The following is a 19,139-nucleotide window of genomic DNA, read 5'->3' on the forward strand; positions in this document are numbered from 1 at the left end:
AGGGCCGCGCTACGTTCACGCGCTGTGCAGGAAAGCGGCAAGCTGATCGAGCGTGCCGCCATAGCCTTGTTCGAGCGAGGGCCGCAATTCATCGAAGAAGCGTTGTTCTTCCACGCTTGCGCCGAAGGGCGTGGCATGCAGCGCGACCGACGTCTTGTCGCCTGCATTGCTGAACGTCACGACGTTCTCTATTTCCAGCGGGCACACTTCGCTGAACGGCGCGCGCGCAATGCCGCATCGTTCGTTGGAAAACGAATTGAGCCAGACGATGCGCTCGCGCTCGACGATCTCGCGATAGTTGAAGCGGCCCCACATCGAGGGCATGCCTGCGAACTCCATCGCATAGTGAAAGAAGCCGCCGGGCCGAAACTCAAAGCGATGCAGCGCGATCGTGCAGCCTTTAGGGCCCCACCAGCGTGCGATTCGATCCGCTTCGCTCCATGCTTGCCAGACGCGCTCGCGAGGTGCGTCGAAGATGCGGTTCATCGTGAAGGCTACGTTTTGCGTGGCCGTGTCGTTACTATGCGGCATGTTTGCGTCCTTTCGATTTGCGTGGTTTCTTCGGCTGTGCGTCGAGGTATTCAGCCAGTTTGTCGAAGCTGTCTTCCCACAACGACCGATACGCTTCGACCCAGTTTGCCACTCCGCCCAGCGCCGCCGGTTCGAGGCGGCAAGGGCGCGTTTGCGCCGCACGCGAGCGCGAGATCAGTCCGGCACGCTCCAGCACCTTGAGATGCTTGGAGATGGCGGGCTGTGTCATGTCGAACGGTTCGGCCAGTTCGTTGACGGTCGCTTCGCCGGCTGCGAGACGCGCGACGATTGCACGACGCGTCGGGTCGGCAAGCGCCGCGAATACCTGATTCAAGTCTTCTTCGCGCATACCTTTTGATGGCTGATCGGTTATATAGCCAGAAAGTAATATACGGCGCGGCGATTTCCGGGTCAAGTGCGGCGTTGGGGAAGCTGGACTATCCTCATGAAACGACATTGCAGAGACGAACCATGAGCACAAGAGATCAATCGTGTACGGACGCATTGCCGCTCGATCACGTATTCGACTTCGAAGGGCAGTCGGTGCGCTACGGCGTAATGGGCGCGGGCGCGCCGCTCGTGATGGTGCATGGCACGCCGTTTTCGTCGCAGGTATGGCGACGGATCGCACCGATCGTGGCGCGTTTCCGGCGCGTGCATTACTTCGATTTGCTCGGCTACGGCGCATCGGAGATGCGCGACGGTCAGGACGTCTCGCTTGGCGTGCAGAATCGCGTGCTCGCCGCGCTGTTGCAGCACTGGAGCCGTGACTGGAACAACGTATTGCCCGATGTTCTTGCTCACGACTTCGGCGGCGCGACATCGCTTAGAGCCGCGTTGCTGAATGGCTGCGCGTATCGATCTTTGTTGCTTGTCGATCCGGTTGCGGTAGCGCCTTGGGGCTCGCCCTTCGTGCGTCATGTGCGCCAACACGAGGCCGCATTCGCGGGCGTGCCGCCCTATATGCATCAGGCCATGCTCGATGCTTATCTGCGAGGCGCGGCACATCGTGCTTTGTCGCCGGAGAAGCTGCGCATCTATACGCATCCGTGGACGGGAGAGCGCGGTCAGGCCGCGTTCTATCGACAGATCGCGCAAATGGATCAGCGTTATACCGACGAAGTGCAGTCGCGTTATGGCGAACTGACGTGTCCTGTCTCCATACTGTGGGGCGTGGAAGACGAATGGATTCCGGTTGAGCGCGGTGTCGAACTGGCGTCGCTGATTCCGGGCGCGCGCTTCTCACGCGTGCCCGGTTCAGGACATCTGATGCAGGAAGATGCACCCGAGGCAATCGTCGGCGAATTGCTGACCTTCCTGCGGATCGTGGCCTAGCGCGGTTGCAATCGCAAAGACAAGCTGGCTATACCATCCATCAAGACTTCTTCTTCGCGCTCTCGGCACGAAAGGCCGCCTCGCCGGCATCAGACACCTCGACCCATTTCTTGTCGGGCGGCGTGTCGGGCGCATAACTGTCGTGCCAGTTCCACCACTTGTACGTAGGCGTCTGCGGATAACCTTCCGGCGAATCTTCCCAGAGTTCCTGACGGCCAAGCGGTGTGATGTCCAGATAATTCCACGTGCCGCCCATCTGTTCGTCGCCGCGATTGTTGATGAAATAGGTTCGGTACACGCGGTCGCCGTCGCGGAAAAACACGTTCGTGCCGTGCCATTCGTCTACACCGAAATCGGCATCGAATTGATCCGTGAGGGTGAACCACGGAATATCCCATTCCATGCGCGCTTTGAGCCGCGCGATATCGTCCTGCGGCGCGCGAGATGCAAACACAAGCGTCGTGTCGCGTGCGTTCAGATGGGCGACATGCGCGACCTGATCGGCCACCATCGAGCAACCGCGGCACGCATGTTCGGGCCAGCCGAATACGCCCGGCTCGTAAAACGCGCGATAGATAATCAATTGACGACGCCCGTCGAAGAGATCGAGCAGGCTTGCCTTGCCCGCCGGGCCTTCGAACATGTAGTCGGCCTTGACGGCCGTCCATGGCATGCGACGACGCTCGGCCGCCAGCGCATCGCGGGCACGGCTATGCTCCTTTTCCTTGACGAGCAGACGCTCGCGCGCCGTCTCCCATTCTTCAGGCGACACGACCGGCGGCGTGCGCATCGCGGTTTGCGCGGCATTCTTTCCGTTCTCGTCTGATGTAGTCATGGTGTATGCAGCCTCCTTCCGGGTTAGGCGGATTTGCGTGTCTCATGAAATGCGATGTCGTCGATGTTCGACATGAGACAGTCTGCCGCCGGATCGCGAAACGATGGGAGTAACAAGTGTGGCGGAATTCCTGTCGCCAAACTTCCTACATCGCTGCAGTGAACGTGCCCGGTCCTGCACCGGCCATTGCCGATGACTCATTGAATTAGCCGCGTGTTCCGCCTGTTCCACTGATCGCCGAGGTGCCAGTGCATTCGTTCATGGCGCGCCAGTATGTGATGAACCGTCCGGCGAACATGCCCGCGACGACACCGGACACGGCGGCATCGATCAACACATAGTTCATGAGGGCCGCGACATTCGTGACGGTGGCCATTTCAAAGCCGAGCCAGAATTTGGCGATGAACGTGACGGCGATCAGCAGCAAGGGCACAAAAGACCCCGGAAGCATCACACTTCGCGCAACCGGATCGACGATGAAGCGCGTGCGACTCGCCGTAAAGAGGCCCGCCGCGATGCCCGCGCCGATGCCGATGATCCAAGCGAGCGCGGCGCTCCAGCCCGCGAGCGGTTCGTGAAGCATATGCGCGATGCCGAGTCCTGCGAAGACGAGCGGAACGATAGCGAGCTTCGAGAGCGGCGTCGTGCCACCGTGCAACGCCTTGATTCCTCGATATGCAAGGAATACGAGCAGCAGCCATACCCAGGTCGGTGTGCCTTGAATGATTGCAAGTGGCGACATGACGATCTCCTGCGAGTGTGATGGGTTGCGATAAGCGAATCAGCGTGCGGAGTCTTTGAGTTCGGCGGGGCAGGTGAGCGGCGGGCCAAGAAACTCGATGTCCCATTTGTCGCCGAGCGACTGCAGCGCTTCGGGGTCCGGCTTGCCTTTCGCCATGACTTCGCGCAATTCGCTAAAGAATGCGGTGGCGTCGAGTCCCGGCGTGATCAAAACGAGCATGCGCGACGGTTTGGTATCGATGCTGGTAAAGCGATGTGTGCTGCCGACGCGGGCCACAACCGTATCGCCCACGTTCGCGACGATGCGTTGGCCATCGACTTCGAACAGATAGCGGCCTTGGAGAATATGGAAGACTTCCGTTTCCCGCTGATGCCTGTGCTGCGGCGGGCCGAAGCCGGGTGCGTCGGTGGTTTCGATGAGCGTCGCGCGTGCGTGCGTCGTCGCGGGCGCAATACGCACGTCAATATCGACGCCGATTGAGGGAATGGAAATCAAGCTATCGGGTGCTTTTGTATGAAGCAAATCGCTTTGCATGGCTGTACTCCTCGATGACGTTTGGTGTGTCGTTGATCCTTCATGCGCATCTTGGCGACATTGAATTAGCCGCGAATTAAGGGGGAAAAGCCCGCTTGAATTAAGCTTTTCCATAAACTAAAACCGCCAGGCGGTTAAAATGCGACGCTTGCCCGATATCCGGCCGCATTGCGCGCTATCCCCGCGCCTTAAGAACGCCCCACAAAGGCAATCAAGCATTCCGTTTGCGCACGAGCGTTCGCTCTGCGCGCATCGCTAAGAACACGACACGCCACGACCTTCGAGGATTGCCTTTCATGCTTGCCCGTATCACCCGTCTTTTTCCGCTTTGGGCCGTGCTGGCCTCCATCGCCGCTTATAGTTTTCCTTCGTCCGTGACGGGCATCGCGCCGCACGTGACGACGCTTCTGACCATCATCATGTTGTCGATGGGCGTGACGCTTTCCATCGACGATTTCAAACGCGTGTTCACGCGTCCCGCGCCGGTCATCGCGGGCATCGTTCTGCATTACCTCGTGATGCCGCTTGCCGCATGGGTGATCGCCAAGGCTTTGCGCATGCCGCCCGATCTGACGGCGGGCATGGTGCTGGTGGGCAGCGTCGCGAGCGGCACGGCGTCGAACGTGATGATCTATCTCGCACGCGGCGACGTGGCGCTGTCGGTCACGATCAGCGCGCTGTCGACGCTCGTCGGCGTATTCGCGACGCCGCTGCTCACGCGCCTTTATGTCGATGCGTCGATCGCTGTCGATGTGCACGGCATGTTGATGAGCATCGTGCAGATCGTCGCGCTACCGATCGTCATCGGTCTCGTCGTTAATCATCTGTTCGGCAAGTTCGTGCGCCGCATTGAATGGATGCTGCCGCTCGTGTCGATGGTGTCGATCCTGCTGATCATCGCGGCGGTCGTTGGCGGCACGCAGAAGAGCATTGCATCGGTGGGTCTTGTGGTCGCGTTCGGCGTGGTGCTGCACAACGGCATCGGGCTATTGGGTGGCTATTGGGGCGGACGTCTGCTCGGTTTCGACGAAGCCGTGTGCCGCACGCTTGCCATTGAAGTCGGCATGCAGAATTCGGGTCTCGCCGCGACGCTCGGCAAGCTGTACTTCACGCCGATTGCGGCGTTGCCGGGCGCGTTGTTCTCCGTGTGGCACAACCTGTCGGGATCGATGCTTGCAGGTTACTGGGCAGGCCGTCCGGCAAAAGGATCGACGCACGATCAAAACGCACAAAGCGCCATCGCACGGCAAGGCTGAGGCTGAGTGACCGAATAGCCAATGCAGGCGTGTCCATTGCGGACACGCCTTTTTTTCGCCAGCAATGCGCGGCTTTTAACCTTGCTTGGCGCTCAAGCCAAGCAAGCCGCGAATGACTTCTTCCGTTTGCGCATAGCGTCCTTCGCCGAAATGGCTATAGACGATCTTGCCGTTCTGATCGATCAGATAAAGCGCCGGCCAGTATTGATTGCGATATGCGTTCCATGTCGCGTACTGATTGTCTTGCGCGACCGGATATTCAATTCCATATTGCTTGATGGCTTTCTTGAGGTTGTTGGTATCGCGCTCGAATGTGTATTCGGGCGTATGCACGCCGACCACCACGAGCCCTTTGTCGTGATAGCGCGAATACCATTCCTTCACATGTGGCAGCGTGTGCACGCAATTGATGCAATCGAAAGTCCAGAAGTCGACGAGCACCACTTTCCCGCGTAATTGCTTGAGATCGAGCGGCGGGCTATTGAGCCACTGATTGATGCCGGTGAAGTCGGGCGCTTGTATGGCCGTTTGTACGTCCACTCCCTGCGTTACTTTTCCGCCGGACGAAGCGGTCGTCGAAGCGAAGGCGGCAAGCGCGGCAACAGCGCCAAATGCAGCGACCATGGCCGCGGCGACGGCGGCGATCTTGAGACGTTCGAACATGACGGATGCTCCTTGCGGGTTGGGCTCAGAGCGTATTGGAACGCGCGGATGTATCGGGCGCGTGTCCTGACATCGGCCGATATGCATCGCTATGTATCGCGACACGCACCGGATACATGGCGATACAAATCGCGCCGCATGTATCGCCATGTATCTGCGACGGCAGCCGATACACGGCGATGCACGCAGCGCTCCATCTGAAATCCGCCGGATACATGAGGGCGGTGAAATAGCGTACATCGCTTGATGTTCCCTTTCACCGGATACCGATCTCATGTCACTCATCGTCATCGCATTTCTCGGCGGCGTGTTCACCGTTCTGAGCCCCTGCATTCTGCCGGTCGTGCCGTTCGTGTTCGCGCGGTCGGACCGGCCATTTCTCACCGATCGCCTGCCGCTTCTGGCCGGGCTTGCGGGCACGTTCGCACTCGTGACCAGCATCGGCGCGGCCGGCCTCGCGGGGGCCGCGCAACTGAGCCAATACGGCCGCTGGATCGCGCTCGCGATGCTTGCGCTGTTCGGCGCGGCGCTGCTGTTTCCGTCGATTGCCGCGCGGCTCACGTTGCCGCTTTCGCAACTCGCGGACCGCATCACCATGCGCTCTCAGTCGTATGGCACGACGCGCCGCATCGCGTCATCGACACTGCTCGGCGCGGCGACCGGTCTTCTGTGGGCGCCATGCGCGGGTCCGATTCTCGGCGTGATTCTTACGGGCGCGGCGCTGCACGGAGCGAACTGGCAAACGGCGGCGGCGCTTGCTGCTTATGCCGTGGGCGCGGCGACTTCGCTTGCGGTTGCGACCGGCCTCGGCAAGCGCGCCTTCGATGCGCTCAAAGCTTCGCTCGGCTTCGGCGAGCATCTCAGACGCGCGCTGGGCGCACTCGTGTTGTTCACCGTGGCCGCGGTCGCGACGGGTGTCGATACACGGCTGCTTGCATCGATACCGGGCGCGCCGACCAACGGCATCGAGGCACATCTCGTCGATCTGACGCGAACGAAGCATGCATCGCATGAAGCACGTCAGGGCGCGCGCGTGATGCGTGTATCGACGAATGCAGCGCTTCCGGTTGAGGGCCGCTTGCCGTCGCTCGACGGCGCGACGAGCTGGCTCAACTCCGCCCCGCTGTCCGCCGATGCATTGCGCGGCAAGGTCGTGGTCGTCAACTTCTGGACGTACTCGTGCATCAACTGTCTGCGCACCTTGCCGTATCTCAAGACGTGGGCGCAGCGTTACGGCAACGACGGCCTTGTCGTGCTCGGCGTGCATACGCCCGAGTTCGGCTTCGAGCGCGACACCGGCAACGTGAAGCGCGCGCTCGACCATCTGAACATTCGCTATCCCGTGGCGATCGATAACGACTACGGCGTGTGGCGCGCGTTCGGCAATCAATACTGGCCGGCGTTCTATATCGTCGATGCGCAAGGGCGCGTGCGCTATCACCACTTCGGCGAAGGAGGATATCGCGAAGCCGAAGATACGATCCGTCAGTTGCTTGCCGATAACGGCAAGACGACCGCACGCGATGCGCAGACGGTCCAGGGCAGCGGCGCACAGGCAGCAGCCGATACGGCGGACATCGGATCGGGCGAGACGTATGTGGGCTATCGGCAGGCGCAGGGGTTCGCATCGCCGCAACGCGTGAAGCCCGATGCGCAGCAAAGCTATACGTTGCCCGCGCAACTGTCGCTGAACGAGTGGGCGCTCGATGGGCAATGGAACGTCGGCGGTGAAGCGGCCGTGCCTGCTGCATCGCAGGCGCGTATCGCGTATCGCTTTCATGCGCGCGATCTGCATCTCGTGCTGGCTCCATCGTCCGATGGCAAGCCGGTGCGCTTTCGCATCACGATCGATGGCAAGGCGCCGGGCAACTCGCACGGCGCCGATGTCGCCGCGGATGGCAGCGGCATCGTGACGAGCGCGCGGCTGTATCAGCTCGTGCGTCAGAGCGGCGCCGTGGATGACCGTACATTCCAGATCGAATTTCTCGATCCTGGTGCGCAGGTGTACAGCTTTACCTTTGGTTGATGCCTATTGAGCCGCTTCGAAGACACGCGTGATGAGCGACCATTCCGCGATCTCTTACCTACGAACGCCGCGCAAGAAACCGATCCAGCTGCGCGGCGAACTGCTTGCCGTCGCGCGGACTGTACGGCGGCGGACCGCCCGTATCGACGCCCGTGCTGCGCAACTGGTCCATCATCGAGCGGATCGTCAGACGCTCTTCGATATTCTCCGCACTGAACCATTCGCCACGCGGATCGAGCGCATGCGCGCCCTTGGCGAGCACGGCGGCGGCCAGCGGAATGTCGGCGGTGATGATCAGATCGCCGGCCTCCGCCATCTCGACGATGCGTGCATCCGCGACATCGAAGCCCGATGGCACCTGAATCGCGCGAATGAACGGCGAGGGCGGCGTGCGCAGGAACTGATTGGCCACGAGCGTCACGTTGACCTTCACGCGTGGCCCCGCGCGAAACAGAATGTCCTTGACGACGCTCGGGCAGGCGTCCGCATCGACCAGAATTTGCATGGATCAATGATCCGTCAGGTAAGTGGGATGGCTCGTGCGAATCTCGTCGATCTGATTCAGCGTGCCGGACAGATGCTTGCGCAGCGCCGCGTCGGCGGCTTCGATATCGCCTTTCTCGATGGCATCGACGATCTCGCGGTGATCGCGCACCACCGCCTTCGTCTTGCCTTCCACCGGCAAATGCAGGCGACGCAGCCGGTCGATATGTCCGCTCAACCTGCGCACCAGATCCCATAACTGCGGCACGCCCGCAGCTTCATACATCTGCCGGTGAAACGCGTGATCGAGCAGCGAGAACTGCTCGACGTCGGCGGGATCGAGATATTCCTCCTGCTCGGCGATGGTCGCGCGCAGCCGCGCAACCAGCGACGCCTTGTGTTCCCGCGCGAGCGTGCGCACGACTTCGAGTTCGATGGAACGGCGCAGGAAATGCGCCTGCAACGCCGATGCCACGCTGATCTGGCTCACGACGGTCGCATGCTGCGGAAAGATATCGACAAGTCCTTCTTCGCCGAGCTTGATCAGCGCGTCGCGCACGGGCGTCTGACTGAGGCCGTAGCGGGTCGCGAGTTCGCTGCGCGACAGCACCGTGCCGGGCGTCAGTTCCAGCGACAGGATCATCTCGCGCAGCCGCTCGAACACTTGCGGCGCGGCGTGACGGGACCGGTCGAGACGATGAACGGGACGAGGAGTATCGACGATTTTCATGGGCTGTAGCAGGACGGCGAAAACTGAAACATTAGTACTATAGCCGGTCGCCAGGCCCGTCGCGTCTGGTTGCGCGATTCAGGGCGCGTCCGTACTTTCCCTACTGACACACTAATATATTAGTGCTTTACTATGCGTTCATCCTAGCTGCATTCTTTCTTGCCGGAACCACTCCATGACCCGCCCGATCTCCATCACGCAAGTTCGCGTCACTCCAATCGCTTTCCGCGACGGTCCGCTCCTCAACGCCGCAGGCATTCACGAGCCGTGGGCGCTGCGTGCCATCGTCGAAGTGGAGACGAGCGACGGGCGCATCGGCATCTCCGAGACTTATGGCGACGAACCGATGCTGCGCGTGCTGGAACAGGCGAAGGAACTCGTCGTCGGCCTGTCGCCGTTCGATCTGAACCAGATGGAAGAGCGCGTGCGCGCGACGATCAAGGCGACGCCCGGCGCGGTCGAATTCGAACTCGCACCGGGCTCGCATGCCGCGAAGAACGCGCCGAAGGTCATCAGCACGCTCGAAGTCGCGATGCTCGATCTGCAAGGGCAGATTGTCGGCGCGCCGGTCGTCGATCTGCTCGGCGGCAAGGTGCGCGACGCGGTGCCGTACAGCGCGTATCTGTTCTTCAAGTACGCGGAGCACATCGACAAGCCCTATGCGCCGGATGCATGGGGCGAGGGCATCAGCCCTGAGCAGATCGTCGCGCAGGCGCGCCGCATGATCGAACTGTATGGCTTTCAGAGCATCAAGCTGAAGGGCGGCGTGTTCGAGCCGGCGCATGAAATCGCGTGTATGAAGGCGCTTTCGAAGGCGTTTCCCGGCATGCCGCTGCGGCTCGATCCGAACGCGAACTGGACGCTCGAAACGAGCATTGCGGCAGCGCCCGAACTCGACGAGATCCTCGAGTATTACGAGGATCCGTGTCCGGGTCTGGAAGGCATGGCCGAGTTGCAGAAGCATACGAAGCTGCCGCTCGCGACCAACATGGTCATCACGACGATGAACGATTTCCGCCGCGGCTGCGAGATGGGATCGATCAAGGTGCTGCTGTCGGATCATCACTACTGGGGCGGTCTGCGCGCAACGCAGACGCTCGCGCGCATGTGCAGGCTGTGGGGCTTCGGCATGTCGATGCATTCGAACTCGCACCTCGGCATCAGCCTTATGGCGATGACGCATGTCGCGGCGAGCATCCCGAACCTCACCTACGCGTGCGACACGCATTACCCGTGGCAGGAAGAGGAAGTCATCAAGGGCGGCCGTGTCGTGTTCGACAACGGTGCGGTGCGTGTGCCGACGACACCGGGCCTTGGCGTCGAACTCGATCGCGCGAAGCTGGCCGAGTTGCACGAGCAGTATCTGTCGTGCGGTGTGCGCAATCGCGACGATCTCTCGCAGATGCGCAAGTATCAGCCGGAGTTCACCGGCAAGAATCCGCGCTTCTAAGTTTAAAAGAGTTCAAAGACGTCGTAGACGCATTCGCAGCGCCCATTCAGGAGACACGGTCATGAGCAGTTCCAGCGCGCTGTCGAGCGCCGTACGCAAGATCAAGTGGCACGTGCTGCCGCTTTTCGTCGTGATGTTCATCGTCAATTACATCGACCGGGTGAACATCGGTTTCGTGCGTCAGCATCTGAGCGCGGACCTCGGCATCGGTGCGGCGGCATACGGGCTCGGAGCGGGCTTGTTCTTCGTGAGTTATGCCGTGTTCGAAGTGCCGTCGAACATGCTGTTGCAGCGTTTCGGCGCGAAGGCGTGGCTCACGCGCATCATGGTCACGTGGGGACTGGCGGCGGTCGGCATGGCCTTCGTGCAGGGCGAAACCTCGTTCTATGCGATGCGGCTTTTGCTCGGCGCGGCCGAGGCGGGCTTCTTCCCGGGCGTCGTCTTCTACTTCACGCAATGGCTGCCGCGCGATCAACGCGGCAAGGCAATGGCCATCTTTCTGAGCGGCTCCGCGCTGGCATCCGTGTTCTCGGGCCCGATCTCGGGCGGGCTGATGTTGATCGAAGGCGCGGGCATGCATGGCTGGCAGTGGATGTTCATCATCGAAGGCATGGCGTCGGTCGTGCTCGCGGGCTTCGTGTGGTTCTGGCTCGATTCGAAACCGCGCGACGCGAAATGGCTCACGCGCGAAGAGCAGGATGCGCTCATCGGCGAGATCGAGGCGGAGCAGCTTCAGCGCGATGCGGCGCATACCGTGAAGCCGTCGGCGTGGAGTCTGCTGCGCGATCCGCAGATCCTGATCTTCTGCCTGATCTATTTCTCGGTGTCGCTGACCATTTACGGCGCGACGTTCTGGCTGCCGAGCATCATCCGCAAGATGGGGCATCTGAACGACTTTCAGGTCGGGCTCTTCAACTCGATTCCGTGGCTCATCTCCATTGTCGCGATGTATTTGTTCGCCGCGCTCGCCGCACGCTTCAAGTTCCAGCAGGCATGGGTCGCGTGCGTGCTGCTGATTGCGGCGCTCGGCATGTATGCCGCGGGTCAGGGCAGCCCGGTATTCTCGTTCGTGTCGATCTGCTTCGCGGCGATCGGCTTCAAGGCGGCGTCGTCACTGTTCTGGCCGATTCCGCAAGGCTATCTCGATGCACGCATCGCGGCGCCGGTGCTCGCGCTGATCAACTCGATCGGCAATCTTGGCGGCTTCGTCGCGCCCGCGACATTCGGCTTTCTCGAACAGAAGACCGGTTCCATTCAGGGCGGGCTGACCGGGCTTGCGCTGATGTCGGTGGTGGCCGCCGGCGTCGTTTTCTTTGCCCGCATAGTGCCGCGTGAAGGACGTGCCGCGCTCAAGCTGCAACCCGGCGCGCCGAAGTAACGCACGAATAACACGTGAACGAAGCACTGGTTAGCTAAGACCAAAGCCTTCGTTGGAGGGGCGCGGCACGCGTATTAGCATGAATCGCATCGGGCGATGTTGCCCGCGAGCACTTCTCCGGAAACCTGCATGCGATACAAGGGATACGAAGTCGCGCCTTCCGCGCGTCCATTGCCGAGCGGCCTGTATGCCGCGAATCTGACCATCGAACGCGACGCGTCGCCGCATGGCGCGTCGTTCACGTTCGACGCGCTCGACTATTTCTTCGAAGCCGATCACGCCGTGGCGTACGCCGCGCGCTGGGCGCGGCTGTGGATCGATCAACGCAGCAAGCGCTGATCTCGTTGCTCCGTCTCTTTCCCGCTCAATCCTCATAAGCTTTTCGAAACGCGCTGGTTCCAGAATGGTGCAGCCGATGGCTTCAATCCGATATCCGATGCGCTGACGTGTTCACCAAAGGCGTGGTGCCGATTCTTCAGAAGCGCGGCATTTTCGGGCGCGCGTATGAAGGGAAGACTTTACGGAGTCGTCTCGGGCTGAAGGTGCCTGATGCCGTGGTTGCCGTGTAGCGGACAAAGCGGCCTGAAAAGCTTTGCGCGCACGGTGTCATGCATCGCATGCATTGCATTGCAGAAAACCTTGTTTGCGCAGCTTTTTTTAACCGTCTACATTGGAAGGCATCCACTCATCGCAGGGGAAAAGCCATGCCGGACATCCTGACGCGTTACTGGCACAGCCTCTCGGCCTCGGCGCGCGACGTGCGCGACCGCAAGCGCATGCGCGAATTCGAGCGCGTCAGGCAGGCATGCGCCTGCACGGCGTCAAACGTCGACGAACGCGCAGGCGATGCGGCGAGCCGCACCGAGCGGCTCGAAAGCATCGCGCTTTACGCACGCGCGGGCTATTTCAACATGGGCTATACGGTCGATCTGTTTCAGGCGTCCGCCGAATTGCCGTCCGAGTGATCGGGCGGTTTTAGCTTTTTTCGGTCGTGTCGCCTAAATAGATTCGCATTCCTATTCGTTAATTTCCAAGCTAAAAGACGGTCATTGCAATCTGATTTTCTGCAATGGATATCACGATTGCTCGCTTAGCCATTGCGACGAGCGTTGCTAAGATCGATGAACCACTCGGCATCGAAGATGCCTTATTCATCGCTTGAGGAATGCTTATGCACGATCCGGATAATGCGTCGCGCCGACGCGCGCTCGTCAAACTCGCAGCCCTTGGCGCAAGCATGGCAAGCGGATTTGCCGCAAGCGGTGCACGCGCGGCTGAAACGCCGAAGACACTGCGCATCGGCTATCAGAAGTACGGCAACTTCGTCGTGTTGAAAGCGCGCGGCACGCTCGACAAGCGCCTCGCCGCGCAAGGCGTCACCGTGCAATGGCTCGAATTTCCCGCCGGGCCGCAACTGCTCGAAGGACTCAATGCGGGCGCGGTCGATATCGGCACGGTCGGTGAAACGCCGCCGATCTTCGCACAGGCAGCGGGCGTCGATTTCGTCTATGTCGCGAACGAGCCGGCTGCGCCGAAAGCCGAGGCGATCGTCGTGCCGCAGAACTCGCCGATTCGTTCGGTGGCGGAACTGCGCGGCAAGAAAGTGGCCTTGAACAAGGGCTCGAACGTTCATTATCTGCTCGTCGAAGCATTGAAGAAGGCCGGCCTGACTTACGCGGATATTCAACCCGTCTATCTCGCACCCGCCGATGCGCGCGCGGCCTTCGTGCAAGGCAGCATAGACGCATGGGTGATCTGGGATCCGTATCTCGCCGCCGCCGAAAAGCAAGCCAATGCGCGCCAGCTCACTGACGGCACGAATCTCGTGAGCAACATCCAGTACTACCTGGCCACGCGCAAGACCGCGACCGCGCAGCCGCAACTCGTGCATACGGTGCTGGAAGAACTCGATCAGGTCGATCGCTGGGCGCGCGACAACGTGCAAGCGGTGGCGGCACAACTGTCGCCGCTCGTCGGGCTGGATGCGGGCATTCTCGAAGTCGCGCTCAAGCGTACCGCGTATGGCGTGCAGCCGGTCGCGCCCGCGACGCTCGCCTATCAACAGCAGATCGCCGACGTGTTCACCAATCTCAAGCTGATCCCGAAGAAGCTCGACGTGACCGAGGCGCGCTGGAACGTCGCCTGAGCATCGCTTACGCAATTCACGACATACACGAAAGGCAGGCCCTGCATGAATGTTTTCTGGTTCATTCCCACTCACGGCGACAGCCGCTATCTCGGCACATCGCAAGGCGCGCGTGCAGCGAATTACGACTATTTCCGGCAGATCGCGACCGCCGCCGATACGCTCGGCTATGAAGGCGTGCTGCTGCCCACGGGCCGCTCCTGCGAAGATGCGTGGGTCGTGGCGTCGAGTCTGATTCCCGCGACAAAGCGCCTCAAGTTTCTCGTCGCGGTGCGCCCGGGGCTCAGTTCGCCGGGGCTTTCCGCGCGCATGGCATCGACGTTCGACCGGCTCTCGAACGGACGTCTTCTCATCAACGTCGTGACCGGTGGCGATCCGACCGAGCTTGCAGGCGACGGCGTATTCGAGGATCACGATACACGCTACGAAATCACCGACGAATTTCTCAGCATCTGGCGCGGCCTGCTCGAAACATCGCATGAAAACGGCAGCTTCGATTTCGACGGCAAGCATCTGCGTTCGCAAGGCGGCAAGGTGCTGTATCCGCCCGTGCAGCAGAAGCATCCGCCGCTGTGGTTCGGTGGATCGTCGCCGGCTGCGCACGAGATCGCGGCCAAGCATATCGATACGTATCTGACGTGGGGTGAGCCGCCCGCCGAAGTCGAGAAGAAGCTCGCCGATATTCGACGCCGCGCCGCAAACAACGGCCGCGACATCAAGTTCGGTATCCGCTTGCATGTAATCGTGCGCGAGACGGAAGAGGAAGCATGGAAGGACGCAGAGCGCCTCATCAGCAAGCTCGACGATGAAACCATTCGCCGCGCGCAGGCTTCGTTCGCCAAGATGGATTCGGAAGGCCAGCGCCGCATGGCCGCGCTGCATGGCGGCAACCGCGACAAGCTCGAGGTGTATCCGCATCTGTGGGCGGGCGTCGGGCTCGTGCGCGGCGGGGCGGGCACGGCGCTCGTCGGCAATCCGCAACAGGTCGCCGGTCTGATGAAGCAATACGCCGAACTCGGTGTCGACACGTTCATTCTCTCGGGCTATCCGCATCTCGAAGAGTCGTATCGTTTTGCTGAACTCGTGTTCCCGCTTTTGCCGCGCAAGCAGCAGGAAAAGGTGACGGGACCGCTGTCGGGACCATTCGGCGAAGTGATCGGCACATCCGAATTGCCGAAAGCGGCGCAAGGCTGACATCGCGATGAAGCTCAACTCCGTTCTTCGACGCGCGTTGCCGTGGGTCGTGCCGCTGTTGATTTTGGTCGCGTGGGAAAGCGCGGCGCGCACGGGCGGACTGTCCGCGCGCGTGTTGCCCGAGCCGCTCGCGGTGGTCAAGGCAGCATGGGCACTCATCGTGTCCGGCGATATGTGGGCCAACGTGAAAGTGAGCGCGTGGCGCGCGTTCGCGGGCTTCGCAATGGGCGGCTCCGCCGGCTTCGTGCTCGGACTCGCGACGGGACTGTTCAAACCCGCCGAAATCGCGCTCGATTCGACCGTGCAGATGATCCGCAACATTCCCGCGCTCGCGATGATTCCGTTGCTGATCCTCTGGTTCGGCATCGGCGAGGAAGCGAAGCTCGTGCTCGTCGCGCTGGGCGTGTTCTTTCCCGTCTATGTGAACACGTATCACGGCATTCGCTCGGTCGATCGCGATCTGATCGAGATGGCGAAGAGCTACGGGCTCTCGGGTCCGGCGTTGTATCGGCATGTGATCCTGCCGGGCGCGCTGCCTTCTATTCTCGTCGGCGTGCGCTTCGCGTTCGGGCTGATGTGGGTCATGTTGATCGTCGCGGAAACGATCTCGGCGCAATCGGGCATCGGCTATATGACGATGAACGCGCGTGAGTTCCTGCAAACCGATGTCGTGCTGGTCGGCATCCTGCTTTATGCGTTGCTCGGCAAACTCGCCGACATGGCCGCGCGTGCCATCGAACGCGCGACGCTGCGCTGGCATCCGGCCTATCAGAACAAGGTGCAAACATGACTTCGATGCATTCGACAATCGAACGCAAGCCCGATGCTTTCGCGCGCACCATGCCGCGTCCCGCGCCGGTTGCGCGCTTGCCGGTCGGACGTGATGTAGCGGTTTCGCTGAAGGGCGTCGAGAAGCGTTTTGGCGAACGGCGCGTATTGCAGGACCTGGACTTCTCGATCGAGCGCGGCAGTTTCGTGTCGATCGTCGGGCGCAGCGGCTGCGGCAAGTCCACGTTGCTCAGGCTGATCGCGGGACTCGAAGAGACAACGCGCGGTGTCTTGCAGCGTCACGCCGCATCCGCCGACGATGCGCTGCGCATGCGCATCATGTTTCAGGATGCGCGCTTGCTGCCGTGGAAGAGCGTGCTTGATAACGTGATGCTCGGCCTGCCGCGCAGCGCGCGCAACGAGGCCCGCGCGACGCTTGCCGAAGTGGGGCTGAGCGAGCGCGAACGCGACTGGCCGTCGCAGTTGTCGGGCGGACAGCGTCAGCGTGTGGCGCTTGCGCGTGCGCTCGTGCATCGTCCTGATTTGCTGTTGCTCGATGAACCGCTCGGTGCGCTCGACGCGTTGACGCGCATCGAGATGCAGGGCTTGATCGAAAGGCTCTGGCGCGAGCATCGCTTCACGGCGTTGCTCGTCACGCACGATGTGCAGGAGGCCGTGTCGCTGGGAGATCGTGTCGTGTTGATCGAGCAAGGTCGCATCACGCTCGATACCGACGTGGCGTTGCCGCGTCCGCGCACGCGTACTGCGGAGCGCTTTGCCGAGATTGAGGAGCAGGTTTTGTCGCGCGTATTGCGGACGGAGTGAACAAAAAGGCCGAGGCAAATAGCTTGCCCCGGCCCCGCGTGATTCAGCTTTGCGCCACCGTCACCTGACGCTCCACGGCATGATACGCATCGGATTGATGCGCGCCGAACGCGAGCGCGAAGCTCGACGCTTGCCGGCCCACTGTGCGAAGCTGCTCGACGACCTTCGGGTCCGAACACGTGTCGGGACTTTCGAAGCGCGTTTCGAGCGTGTTGACTGTGGCGCCGAACGGCGTCGGCCAGCCGCGCAATGCATGGACGATCGAACGCAGCGACGTGAGTACGGTGCCCGCGGCCTGCCATCCATACGCCGTGACGATGCTGCCCACGGCACGGCCATCGAGATACGGACGATCGTCGAGGCGCAGTTCCTCCAGCGTATCCAGCGCGTTTTTCACCAGCCCGGAAATACCGCCGTGATAACCGGGCGTCGCGATGATCAATGCATCGGCGGCGCGCACGGCTTCGATGAGTTCGTGTTGTTCGTCGGTGATTTCGCGCGTCTCGGGCGCATAGTGCGGAAGGCTGTGCAGGAACGCGCCGCCGAACAACTGCACGCGTGCGCCCGCTTCCTGCGCGCCCTTCAACGAAAACGCGAGTGCGCGTTCCGTCGATGAGGCCGGCCGCGTCGTCCCGCCAATTCCGACCACGAGCGGACGGTGCGATGAATGAATTCGAGTCAAGGTCAATGCTCCAGATGAACGGGCGGCGTTGCACGCGGCGCGTGATGAACCGACAGGTTAAACATCATAGCCAGCGGCATTGTGCATAGGAACGCACGATTTTCGCTAAGGATATACATGAACGCGTCATTCCCGCTCAAACGCTTTGCTTAGTCATGGATATTGTTTAAGCAGACGGCATTCGACGCTTAAGCTTTTCGGCCCCTCTTCTTTAGCCAATACGACATGACGCATCGTCCCGCGCAAACCGATATCGCCATTCATCCGTTGATCGCCGCACGCTGGAGTCCGCGCGCCTATGCGGAACATCCGATCGCGCACGAAGAAGTTGTCACGCTCCTCGAAGCCGCGCGCTGGGCGCCGTCCGCGTTCAATTCGCAACCGTGGCGCTTCGTCGTCTTCGAGAAAGTTGAGAATCCGGATGCGTTTGCACGCGCGTTCGCTACGCTCGTCCCGTTCAATCAGACATGGAACGCGCCTGCTCAAGTGCTGATCGCCGTGCTTGCGGACACGTTGACATCTAAAGGAGCCGTCAACGCAAGCGCAAGCTACGATGCGGGCGCTGCCGCCATGGCGCTCTTGTTGCAGGCACAAGCTCAAGGGCTGGCCGCGCATCCGATGAGCGGCTTCGATGCAAACGCCTTCCACACGGCCTTTGCGATTCCGGAGCGTTATGTTTTGCTCAGCATGATTTCGGTTGCGCATCATGGGGTGGCTGACACGCTTCCCGTTGCGCTCGCCGAGCGCGAAGCCGCGCCGCGCGCGCGACTGCCGCTCGACGAGATCGCACATTTCGGCGCATGGCCGACTGACACGTCCGTCGACTCGTCTGAACGAAGGGCTTAAGAAATCGAACAAAAGGTAAATCGCGTCGGCGAATGCGGCGCGGGGGAGTTACCGTTCGAAGTTGCGGCGTGCATCGGCCCTGGAATGCGACATGCGTGTTCGAAGACGAGCTGCACGCGGGTGGAACGTTTTCGTCACGAACGTGTCATCCTGACGTAAGGCAGAGCGGAGTCGTCCTGACGAGGACCACATCATCAAATAAAAAAACGAGTGGAGGGCTTTCTCGCTCCGTGTTCTATCGCCGACAGCAACGACAAAGGAGCTCCCATTCAATGACAGCGCCCGTTTTCGAGTCCGTCCGTCTGGACGATGTATTGCTCAGACCCGACCCGATAGACCCGGCATGGATACTGGAAGGCGATCCGGTCGCGCGCAGCGGTCTGTGGTCGCAAAGCCGCGATACGACCACGTCTTTCTGGGTCTGGGACTGCACGGCCGGCCGTTTCAACTGGTATTTCGATGCCGACGAAACGGTCTATGTGATCGAAGGCGAAGTCATCATCACGTCGGAGGGGCAAGAGCCGCGTTCATTGCGCGTGGGCCACGCCGCGTTGTTCTATGCGGGCACGCGCTCCGAATGGCACGTCCCCAAATATGTGCGCAAGCACGCCATTTTGCGTCCGCATATCACCAAACCCGTGCTGCTCGCGCTCAAGATGAGCCGCAAGCTTAGTCGCAAGCCGACGGGTTATCTGCCGCGGTCCTCGTTCTAAAC

22 protein-coding genes are annotated in these 19,139 nt (G+C 61.2%); 13 read left to right on the plus strand and 9 right to left on the minus strand.

The features are described 5' to 3' along the window. Positions 1-15: 15 nt before the first annotated feature. Positions 16-531, minus strand: coding sequence for an SRPBCC family protein (locus BRPE64_RS27180; RefSeq protein WP_051180562.1), 516 nt, complete (start codon positions 529-531; stop codon positions 16-18). Then, the gene (locus BRPE64_RS27185; RefSeq protein WP_016348183.1) at positions 521-880 is read right to left on the minus strand and encodes an ArsR/SmtB family transcription factor; all 360 of its coding nucleotides are present in this window, start codon (positions 878-880) and stop codon (positions 521-523) included. Before BRPE64_RS27185 ends, BRPE64_RS27180 begins: the two co-directional genes overlap by 11 nt. 122 nt (positions 881-1,002) lie before the next feature. Between BRPE64_RS27185 and BRPE64_RS27190 the strand changes: the two genes are divergently transcribed. Continuing rightward, complete coding sequence (locus BRPE64_RS27190; RefSeq protein WP_016348184.1) at positions 1,003-1,866, plus strand: alpha/beta fold hydrolase; 864 nt, start codon at positions 1,003-1,005, stop codon at positions 1,864-1,866. A 40-nt stretch (positions 1,867-1,906) separates the two neighbouring features. Here BRPE64_RS27190 and BRPE64_RS27195 read toward each other — a convergent pair whose 3' ends face one another. The 3 genes from BRPE64_RS27195 to BRPE64_RS27205 all read right to left on the minus strand — a co-directional run bounded on the left by BRPE64_RS27195 (position 1,907) and on the right by BRPE64_RS27205 (position 4,091). After that, positions 1,907-2,701, minus strand: a complete 795-nt coding sequence (locus BRPE64_RS27195; protein ID WP_016348185.1) for a DUF899 domain-containing protein — start codon at positions 2,699-2,701, stop codon at positions 1,907-1,909. Positions 2,702-2,906: 205 nt separating this feature from the next. Beyond that, entirely contained in the window at positions 2,907-3,443 is a 537-nt protein-coding gene (locus BRPE64_RS27200) for a DUF6622 family protein (protein WP_016348186.1), read from the minus strand. Between the two features lie 39 nt (positions 3,444-3,482). Further along, complete coding sequence (locus tag BRPE64_RS27205) at positions 3,483-4,091, minus strand: cupin domain-containing protein (protein ID WP_232519341.1); 609 nt, start codon at positions 4,089-4,091, stop codon at positions 3,483-3,485. Between the two features lie 182 nt (positions 4,092-4,273). Here BRPE64_RS27205 and panS point away from each other — a divergent pair, with 182 nt between their 5' ends. Beyond that, positions 4,274-5,233, plus strand: coding sequence for a ketopantoate/pantoate/pantothenate transporter PanS (gene panS / locus BRPE64_RS27210; protein WP_016348188.1), 960 nt, complete (start codon positions 4,274-4,276; stop codon positions 5,231-5,233). A 75-nt stretch (positions 5,234-5,308) separates the two neighbouring features. Here panS and BRPE64_RS27215 read toward each other — a convergent pair whose 3' ends face one another. Next, the gene (locus tag BRPE64_RS27215) at positions 5,309-5,896 is read right to left on the minus strand and encodes a thioredoxin family protein (protein WP_016348189.1); all 588 of its coding nucleotides are present in this window, start codon (positions 5,894-5,896) and stop codon (positions 5,309-5,311) included. Between the two features lie 274 nt (positions 5,897-6,170). Here BRPE64_RS27215 and BRPE64_RS27225 point away from each other — a divergent pair, with 274 nt between their 5' ends. Next, complete coding sequence (locus tag BRPE64_RS27225) at positions 6,171-7,922, plus strand: cytochrome c biogenesis protein DipZ (RefSeq protein WP_016348191.1); 1,752 nt, start codon at positions 6,171-6,173, stop codon at positions 7,920-7,922. 58 nt (positions 7,923-7,980) lie between these two features. Here the strand turns inward: BRPE64_RS27225 and BRPE64_RS27230 are convergent, their stop codons facing one another. Beyond that, the gene (locus tag BRPE64_RS27230; RefSeq protein ID WP_016348192.1) at positions 7,981-8,427 is read right to left on the minus strand and encodes a YaiI/YqxD family protein; all 447 of its coding nucleotides are present in this window, start codon (positions 8,425-8,427) and stop codon (positions 7,981-7,983) included. A 3-nt stretch (positions 8,428-8,430) separates the two neighbouring features. Then, positions 8,431-9,135 (minus strand): GntR family transcriptional regulator, encoded by a 705-nt coding sequence (locus BRPE64_RS27235; RefSeq protein WP_016348193.1) that lies wholly within the window; start codon positions 9,133-9,135, stop codon positions 8,431-8,433. A gap of 175 nt (positions 9,136-9,310) precedes the next feature. Here BRPE64_RS27235 and BRPE64_RS27240 point away from each other — a divergent pair, with 175 nt between their 5' ends. From BRPE64_RS27240 to BRPE64_RS27275, 8 genes are all read left to right on the plus strand, one after another. Continuing rightward, positions 9,311-10,585, plus strand: coding sequence for a glucarate dehydratase family protein (locus tag BRPE64_RS27240; RefSeq protein WP_016348194.1), 1,275 nt, complete (start codon positions 9,311-9,313; stop codon positions 10,583-10,585). A gap of 61 nt (positions 10,586-10,646) precedes the next feature. After that, on the plus strand, positions 10,647-11,963 hold the full coding sequence (locus tag BRPE64_RS27245; RefSeq protein WP_016348195.1) for an MFS transporter: 1,317 nt from the start codon (positions 10,647-10,649) through the stop codon (positions 11,961-11,963). A 129-nt stretch (positions 11,964-12,092) separates the two neighbouring features. Beyond that, positions 12,093-12,302, plus strand: a complete 210-nt coding sequence (locus BRPE64_RS27250; protein ID WP_044043756.1) for a hypothetical protein — start codon at positions 12,093-12,095, stop codon at positions 12,300-12,302. Between the two features lie 365 nt (positions 12,303-12,667). Continuing rightward, the gene (locus BRPE64_RS27255) at positions 12,668-12,928 is read left to right on the plus strand and encodes a hypothetical protein (protein WP_016348198.1); all 261 of its coding nucleotides are present in this window, start codon (positions 12,668-12,670) and stop codon (positions 12,926-12,928) included. 206 nt (positions 12,929-13,134) lie between these two features. Beyond that, positions 13,135-14,109, plus strand: coding sequence for a sulfonate ABC transporter substrate-binding protein (locus tag BRPE64_RS27260; RefSeq protein WP_016348200.1), 975 nt, complete (start codon positions 13,135-13,137; stop codon positions 14,107-14,109). A 45-nt stretch (positions 14,110-14,154) separates the two neighbouring features. Further along, positions 14,155-15,303 (plus strand): FMNH2-dependent alkanesulfonate monooxygenase, encoded by a 1,149-nt coding sequence (gene ssuD / locus BRPE64_RS27265; RefSeq protein WP_016348201.1) that lies wholly within the window; start codon positions 14,155-14,157, stop codon positions 15,301-15,303. Between the two features lie 7 nt (positions 15,304-15,310). Further along, positions 15,311-16,093 carry an aliphatic sulfonate ABC transporter permease SsuC gene (gene ssuC / locus BRPE64_RS27270; protein ID WP_016348202.1) on the plus strand — a complete coding sequence of 261 codons (783 nt, stop codon included), beginning with the start codon at positions 15,311-15,313 and terminating at the stop codon, positions 16,091-16,093. After that, positions 16,090-16,896 (plus strand): ATP-binding cassette domain-containing protein, encoded by an 807-nt coding sequence (locus tag BRPE64_RS27275; RefSeq protein WP_016348203.1) that lies wholly within the window; start codon positions 16,090-16,092, stop codon positions 16,894-16,896. Before ssuC ends, BRPE64_RS27275 begins: the two co-directional genes overlap by 4 nt. 43 nt (positions 16,897-16,939) lie before the next feature. Here BRPE64_RS27275 and BRPE64_RS27280 read toward each other — a convergent pair whose 3' ends face one another. Beyond that, on the minus strand, positions 16,940-17,578 hold the full coding sequence (locus BRPE64_RS27280; protein WP_044043428.1) for an NADPH-dependent FMN reductase: 639 nt from the start codon (positions 17,576-17,578) through the stop codon (positions 16,940-16,942). Positions 17,579-17,803: 225 nt separating this feature from the next. Between BRPE64_RS27280 and BRPE64_RS27285 the strand changes: the two genes are divergently transcribed. Together BRPE64_RS27285 and BRPE64_RS27290 are read left to right on the plus strand one after the other, a co-directional pair. Further along, positions 17,804-18,424, plus strand: coding sequence for a nitroreductase family protein (locus BRPE64_RS27285; RefSeq protein ID WP_016348206.1), 621 nt, complete (start codon positions 17,804-17,806; stop codon positions 18,422-18,424). A gap of 272 nt (positions 18,425-18,696) precedes the next feature. Then, complete coding sequence (locus tag BRPE64_RS27290; RefSeq protein WP_016348207.1) at positions 18,697-19,137, plus strand: cupin domain-containing protein; 441 nt, start codon at positions 18,697-18,699, stop codon at positions 19,135-19,137. Positions 19,138-19,139 lie beyond the last annotated feature (2 nt).

Origin of the sequence: Caballeronia insecticola, from assembly GCF_000402035.1 — a bacterium.
In the GTDB taxonomy this organism is placed as follows: Bacteria; Pseudomonadota; Gammaproteobacteria; order Burkholderiales; family Burkholderiaceae; genus Caballeronia; species Caballeronia insecticola.